Genomic DNA, 6731 nt, shown 5'->3' with positions numbered 1-6731 from the left:
CCCCCCATCTCCCCATCAGCCTAAATATTCAATTTAAATGCGTAGCAGTTTACCAGGTGCGCCTCTTCCAGGTTCAGCTTCTCTAGGATCGAATGGCAATATAGGATTAGGTTGGTTAGTCATAAATTGTATCCTCAGTTGGTTTATTTCTATGAACTTAGCCAATTTAGAATCGGTCTTTACTCTTTCTATCGGACTAAATTATTAAGTAAATAGGAAGAGATTGTCGTCATAGATTTAGCAGCTATCTAAGTAATCTCTACTAATATAATCACCAACTATAATTGTTACTATATAAGTCCACCAACAGTTAGATGTAGAGTAAATCAAAAATTTGCCAAATTTAAGCAAGGGGTGTTAATAATTAATTTTTGAGGAAAATTATATGGATATTTTGTTAGGAATTTGTTTAGGAATTAGTTTAAGTGCTGCTTGTGGCTTTCGGGTATTTGTCCCACCTTTAGCGATGAGTATTGCTGCTTTGACAGGAGTTTGGGTACCTGCACCTGGGTTTGAGTGGATTGGTAGTTATGAGGCTTTGGTAGCATTTTCTATTGCTACTTTAATCGAAGTTACTGCCTATTATATTCCTTGGTTAGATCATTTTTTAGATGCTTTAGCAACACCAGTGGCAGTGGCTACTGGTACAATTATTACTGCTTCCATGTTTACCCATTTCGATCCGGTACTTCAGTGGAGTGTTGCTGCGATCGCAGGTGGTGGTTCTGCTGCTATTGTAGAAGGAATCACAAATATTACTCGGTTATTTTCTACTACTACAACTGGCGGTTTGGGTAATCCGGTTTTAGCGACATTTGAAACAGCAACTTCAATTGTTTTGTCAATTTTAAGAATTTTATTGCCGATATTTACGGCGATTTTATTGGCGATGTTGTTGGGGGTTGCTGTGTCTAAAATTTGGCAAATGCGCGGGGTAAAACAGCAAAGTGTGACAACGACAGAGTGAGGCTTAAGGAATTTGAATTCAGAATACAGGAAGTAAAAGATGGTGCATTCTGAATTCTGTCTCCTAAAAAATACTTATTAATACTGATAAGAATTGGTATGTTTTGATACGCTATCTGCTTACAGCAGTTAGTCCGAAAATCAAAGCAAACACTAAAGCGATCGCAAGAAAGACCAAAGCAATGATTAACAGCCAGTATTGCAGAGTGTAAAGTTTTCTCAACTCACCCAGCGCACCCATCAAGTTTTCGATGTCACTTCCGCTAGTTTCTACGATGCGTCGGAAAGCTGAAGAAGCGCTGTTAGTCCAAATGCCGATCAAGATATAAACAACCGCACTGATGATACTACTGGCTCCACCTGTTCGTAATGATAACAGACCGCCTAGTGCTCCTAGAACGCCAACCACGATCAGGAAGTAGGCGACAAAGCGCATTTTATCAGCTAGATTTTTGATCAGTTCGTTCTGGGAACTACTAAATTCGTATTCACGAGATTCCATTTGTTATCCCTCAGATAATAAATACCAAAATTTTACGGCATTTTTGGCTATTGAATAGGTGAGGAGGGAAAAAGCGATCGGCATTTTTCGTAATAGAGTGTTTATTATTACCAAACTGCTGGATTTGGAATTGCCCAGTTAAGTAATCATTAAATCTTTTAGAAAAGTTTGAATATGTAAGTCATTAGAAGCTGTTTTGTTAGGATTGGATCTGGTAGTTCAAGTGTTGTAGTAAATAAAAAACTTTAGGATAAGTGGTAAACAATCGCATTTTCTTGGGTGATGCGATCGATCTTTTTTATTAAACCGCAAAGAACGCAAAGGACGCGAAGGAAGAGGGGAGAGAAGATCGATCGCAAATTGTAGAAAATCTTATTTAGTTTTACCATTACTTTAAGTACACAAGGGGCAAGAAGCAATGAATATTACTCTCAAACCAGAACAAGAGCAGTTTATCCAATCTCAAATAGAACGAGGAATTTTTACTAATGCAGAAGAAGCGATCGCAACAGCATTAAACTTATTAGAAGAACAAAGCATTAGTTACGAACAGTCGTTAAAGGAAACTCGTGAAAAAGTAGAAATTGGACTAGCAGAACTAGAACGAGGGGAAAAATTACCGCTAGAAATTGCGTTTGAAAGATTAGATCAAAAACTTACTAAATTACGTGAGACACAACAATAAAGCTAGATTAACATCTGCGTTCATCTGCGTTTATCTGCATTCATCTGCGTTCTAAAAACAGACTTTTGCACCCCACCAAAAATCTAAATGAACATCTGTGTTCATCTGTGTTCATCTGTGGATATCTGTGGTTAAAAAAAATCATTGGGGATGGTGCGTTACGCTGCGCTAACACACCCTACAAAAATCAAAAGCGGCGACTCCCCTAAGAAGCCACCGCTTACTATCAAAAACCCAAAATTTTAGTACCGTTCTTCCTCTTCGTATTCCGGCGCTTTCTTCTTCTCAGGAATATTTATCTTGGGAGCTTTGTAAGGTTTAGGCGACTCATCATCGGCCCAAACATCTTCCTCTTCATCCTCGTACTTGCGGTTATCATAACGTGGCGCTTCCGGTTCCGGGTAGGCTTTTTGTGCGTAACTCCGTTGCGGGGGTTCGCTCCAATTTGCTTCTTCTAACTCTTCCTCGTAAACTGGTTCTGCTTGCGCCATTTTGCGTAAAGGTTGCGGACGTTCTGCTTCCCAGTTATCATCATCCCATTCTTGTTCCACAACAGGTTTGTTGACGCGAACTGGTTGGGGGTTAGCTGCACGCAAAGGTTCACCTTTAGGCAATTGATTTTCTGGTCTAATAGCTACAGGTGGCGCAAACTCGTCTTCTTCCCGTTCCCAAGGTGCTCTGCCAATACCCAGGCGTTCCATTACTCCAACGGTTAATTGTACCAGTCTTTCTTCGGAACCTTCAAATACGATTAACCGATTGGGGCCACTGCTGACAATTTCTTCAATTGGCAATTCATAAGTACTAATTGTCTCAAAACCCGCAATACGATCGGGAATTTGTGGTAAACCTACAGCAGCAATAACTAAAGAAGTCAGTTTACCATCTTCAATATCAAACTTAAAGCCTCTTACCCTACCCAAAGGCTCGCCTGTTTCTGTAATTACTTCACAGTTGACTAGATTACTATATGCTTCTACATCTACATCATCTTCTAAGACGCTATCATCATCTACCAAAATAACGTCGCCAATTTGACGGATGCGTTCTAAGAGCATACTTCTGGGTACACCACCGATCCCAAGAATATTATCTCGTAAAGTGAGCGCGACTATCTCTCGGCGATCGATATCTACCCAAAGTTGACTAACTACTCCCAAGCGTTTACCCGTGTCGCGGGTAATTACTTGTGTACCCAAAATTTCTGAGCGAAGGCGAATCTGATCAGATGTCATTAACTTATCCCGAATCCTGGTTAAAAACCCTTTTACAATACCAATCTTAGTTAAAGAAAGTTTAGTTAGGTTTGGTCGCAGTTTGCAACTTAATTCCCAAAACTTGGGTGTAAGCTCCCCTTGCTTGAGTCACTCCAATCACTCTCTCGGCTGCTTTGATCATAGGGCCTTTGTGACTAACCACGATAAACTGTGCTTGATTGGCCTGTTGTCTAATCATTCTAGCTAATCGTTCGACGTTTGCTCCATCTAAGAACATATCAACTTCATCAAAGGAGTAAAAAGGTGAGGGGCGGTAGCGTTGTAAGGCGAAAATAAAGCTCAAGGCGGTTAAAGATTTTTCTCCCCCTGACATGGAAGCTAGTCTTTGTACGGGTTTTCCTTTAGGATGAGCAACTAAGTTAAGTCCACCAGCAAATGGATCTTCTGGGTTATCTAATGTTAAGCTTCCATCACCTTCGGAAAGTTCGGCAAAGATTTTTTGAAAGTTTTCATTTACTGCGTCGAATGCTTCTTTAAAAGCACGAAATCTCAAGGTTGTAAAGTTTTCAATTCGCAGTAATAGTTCTGTACGTTCTGCTTCTAAAGTTGTTAGTTTTTCCGTTAGTTCATCTAAACGAGCTTGCGTGCGATCGTACTCTTCCAATGCTAACATATTCACGGGTTCCATCGCCTGCAACCGCTTTTGAATAGCCCGCATTTCTTTCTGCAATTCTTCCAAATTCGTGTTTTCTGGAACGGTTGGCAAAGGTTCGGGTAATTCCGTTTCTTGAGCTTGTCTTTGCGTTGCTACATTTGTCAATTCTTCCCGACGTGCTGTTTGAGTTTCTTGCAATTTTTGCAATTCCCATTCGGTTTGTTGTTGAGATTTTTGTAATTGACGCAGTTTATTTTCTCTAGCATCTCTTGTCTTTTTCTCTTCTCCTAATTTCGCTTCAGCTTGAATCATCGCCGCTCCAGTTTCGGCAATTTTAGCATTAACTTCTAAGTCTTGATTAGTTACAGTTGTTAACTGTTCTTGTTGCTGATTTCTTTGAGTTTCATATTCCGTCACCCGCTTCTGAGATTCAGCAATTCTTGATTGTAAAAGTTGACTTTGATTCTCTAAATCTTTTAATCTTTGTTCGGCATTTCGTAGATTTTGTTCGCGCTGATTTAGTTCTGCTTCCTGAACTTTGATCGTTGCTTGCATTTGTTGCCATTCGCTGTGAATTTGCGACTGTTCTAACTCGGCTAAACTTTGTCTTAGTTGGGCTAAGTTAGCTTCGTTGGCGGGTAATTCAGTTTCTAAAGTTTGCAAGCGAGATTTGGCGCTAGATAATTCTAAGGTGTTTTTGGCGATTTGGGAACTCAGTTGCGATCGCTGCTCGTTCAACCCATTAATTTCTCTCTTCAACTGCTCAAAATGTAACTCCTGTTCCCGGCGTTCTTGTCTCGCTTCACTTAAATTTTGACTCAGTTGTTTAATATCCTGAGTCAGTTTGCTAATACTCTGTTCGCATCTCTCCAAAACTAACTCAATATCATGCAATCTATTCTTCAAACTTACGACTTCTACCGATTCAGTAGAATGACCTGTGCCAAAGTGTAAACCAGAATTATGACTAACACTTCCACCAGTCATCGCCCCGCTAGATTCTAACAATTCCCCATCCAAAGTTACCATGCGATACTGACCGATATATTGCCTCGCATCGCTCAGAGTTTTAAATACGATCGTACTCCCAAAAACGTAACCAAAAATATCTCGATATTTTGGTTCACATTCTATCAGATTAATTGCATAATCTATAAATCCGTTAGCATATCTTAATGCCACAATTGGCGTAACCTTTTGGGCATGGATTTTGTTCAACGGTAAAAAGGTAACTCTTCCCGCCTTTTTCTGTTTTAATAATTCAATTCCCGCCGACGCAATGCCGTCATCTTCAACCACTAAATGTCCTAAACGCGCACCCGCAGCAGTTTCCAAAGCTAATTGATATTCAGGAAAAGCCCTTCCTAGTTGAGCGACTAAACCACAAATTCCCGGCATTCCCGACTGTAAAATTAACTTAGTGGCGTAAGTTCCTTGTGCTTCTTGTTGCGCTTGTTGTTGCGCTTCTAATTTATCGAGTTGACGTTGCTTTTCTCGCTGTTCTTGAGACAGACGTTTTTGTGTATCCTGTTGCAACTTCAACTCTTGTTCAGAGTAAGACAATCTTTCCGCTAACTGTTGAACTTTTTCCCCAGATTCTTGTAATTGATTTTCAAAATCAACCGCACGAGAATGCTTACTTTCTAACTGCGGCGCTAGAGATTCTAAAAGTTGGGTTTGTTCTTCAACTTGGCGTTCTAAGTTAGTAAAACGTTCCCTTAATTGTGCTTGTTCTGTACGTTGGGGATCGATGATTGCTAATAAATTTTCAACTTGACGATTTAGGGAAGTTTGTTGTTGTACCCAAGCTTCTGAGGAAGATGCGATCGCACTAGCATTTTCCCGACTCTGATTAACCGCCAATTGTGCCGCATCTCGCAGCGCCACCAACCCAATCAACTCATTTCTAACAACTTCCTGTTCCTCAGAAATTCGCGTTAAATTTTGCTGATGTCGCTCAATTTCCTGCCGAGTTTCTCTTAACCGCTTTTCCGTTTCTTGAAAACTCGTCGTTAATTCCGTTTGACGTAATTGTAATTGGCGTTTCTCAGCTTCTTGAGTTGCCAAAACCGCTTGCAATGCCAAAAGTTCCTCTTCCCCAAGAGCCTTAACTTTAGCATTCAACTCTTCCAATTCTGCGCTAACTTCCCGAATTTGTTGATTGAGAGTTTCCAGTTGTTCAGTTAATTGGATAGAATTGCGATCGCCTAATGCAATCTGTTCCCTTAACTGCCATTCTTGTTGTCTGAGAGTTTGCCAAACTAACACAACCTCCCACTTTTCCTTCTCCTGAAGTTCGGCGCGGAGTTTCTGATACTTTTCCGCCTTAATTCTATCTTGGGAAAGGCGATCGCGCTGCGAAATCAACTCCCTTTCCACAATCCGACAACTATCTTCCCTTTCCTTAACCGATTCTAAAGTCTCCTTCGCCTGAGAAATCTTCCGGTCAAAAGCAGCAACACCCGCCAACTCATCAATAATTTCCCGACGTTCCTTAGCATTCATCGAAATAATGCTAGTCACATCCCCCTGCAACACCACATTATAACCTTCCGGGTAAACCCGCAAACGGTTCAACTGCTCGTGCAACTGGGTCAGCGTACAAGACTCCCCATTCATGAAGTAAGTCGAGGTATAACTCCCCTGCTTCGTCACCCGCAACTTCCGCGTCACACTCCATTCTGTTGGGGACTGGGGATTGGGGAC

General features: G+C 41.0%; 5 protein-coding genes. 2 read left to right on the top strand and 3 right to left on the bottom strand.

The window, feature by feature from the left end; all coding sequences use genetic code 11:
- The first annotated feature begins 385 nt into the window (after positions 1-385).
- On the top strand, positions 386-967 hold the full coding sequence (locus IQ264_RS30820) for a DUF4126 domain-containing protein (protein ID WP_193986250.1): 582 nt from the start codon (positions 386-388) through the stop codon (positions 965-967).
- A 111-nt stretch (positions 968-1078) separates the two neighbouring features.
- Here the strand turns inward: IQ264_RS30820 and IQ264_RS30815 are convergent, their stop codons facing one another.
- Positions 1079-1468, bottom strand: a complete 390-nt coding sequence (locus tag IQ264_RS30815; protein WP_193986247.1) for a hypothetical protein — start codon at positions 1466-1468, stop codon at positions 1079-1081.
- A gap of 418 nt (positions 1469-1886) precedes the next feature.
- On the opposite strand from IQ264_RS30815, the gene IQ264_RS30810 reads away from it, so the two are divergent.
- Positions 1887-2153: a ribbon-helix-helix domain-containing protein gene (locus IQ264_RS30810; RefSeq protein WP_193986244.1), complete on the top strand. Its 267-nt coding sequence runs from the start codon at positions 1887-1889 to the stop codon at positions 2151-2153.
- A gap of 242 nt (positions 2154-2395) precedes the next feature.
- On the opposite strand, the gene IQ264_RS30805 is transcribed toward IQ264_RS30810, so the two are convergent.
- Positions 2396-3388 (bottom strand): PRC-barrel domain-containing protein, encoded by a 993-nt coding sequence (locus IQ264_RS30805; RefSeq protein WP_193986242.1) that lies wholly within the window; start codon positions 3386-3388, stop codon positions 2396-2398.
- Positions 3389-3449: 61 nt separating this feature from the next.
- On the bottom strand, positions 3450-6731 hold a 3282-nt coding region (gene smc, locus IQ264_RS30800), incomplete at its 5' end, for a chromosome segregation protein SMC (protein ID WP_193986225.1).

The organism is [Phormidium] sp. LEGE 05292, assembly GCF_015207735.1.
Taxonomy (GTDB): Bacteria; Cyanobacteriota; Cyanobacteriia; order Cyanobacteriales; family Aerosakkonemataceae; genus Floridanema.
The sequence above is the reverse complement of the archived record's forward strand: the minus strand, read 5'-3'. Positions and strand labels throughout refer to the sequence as shown.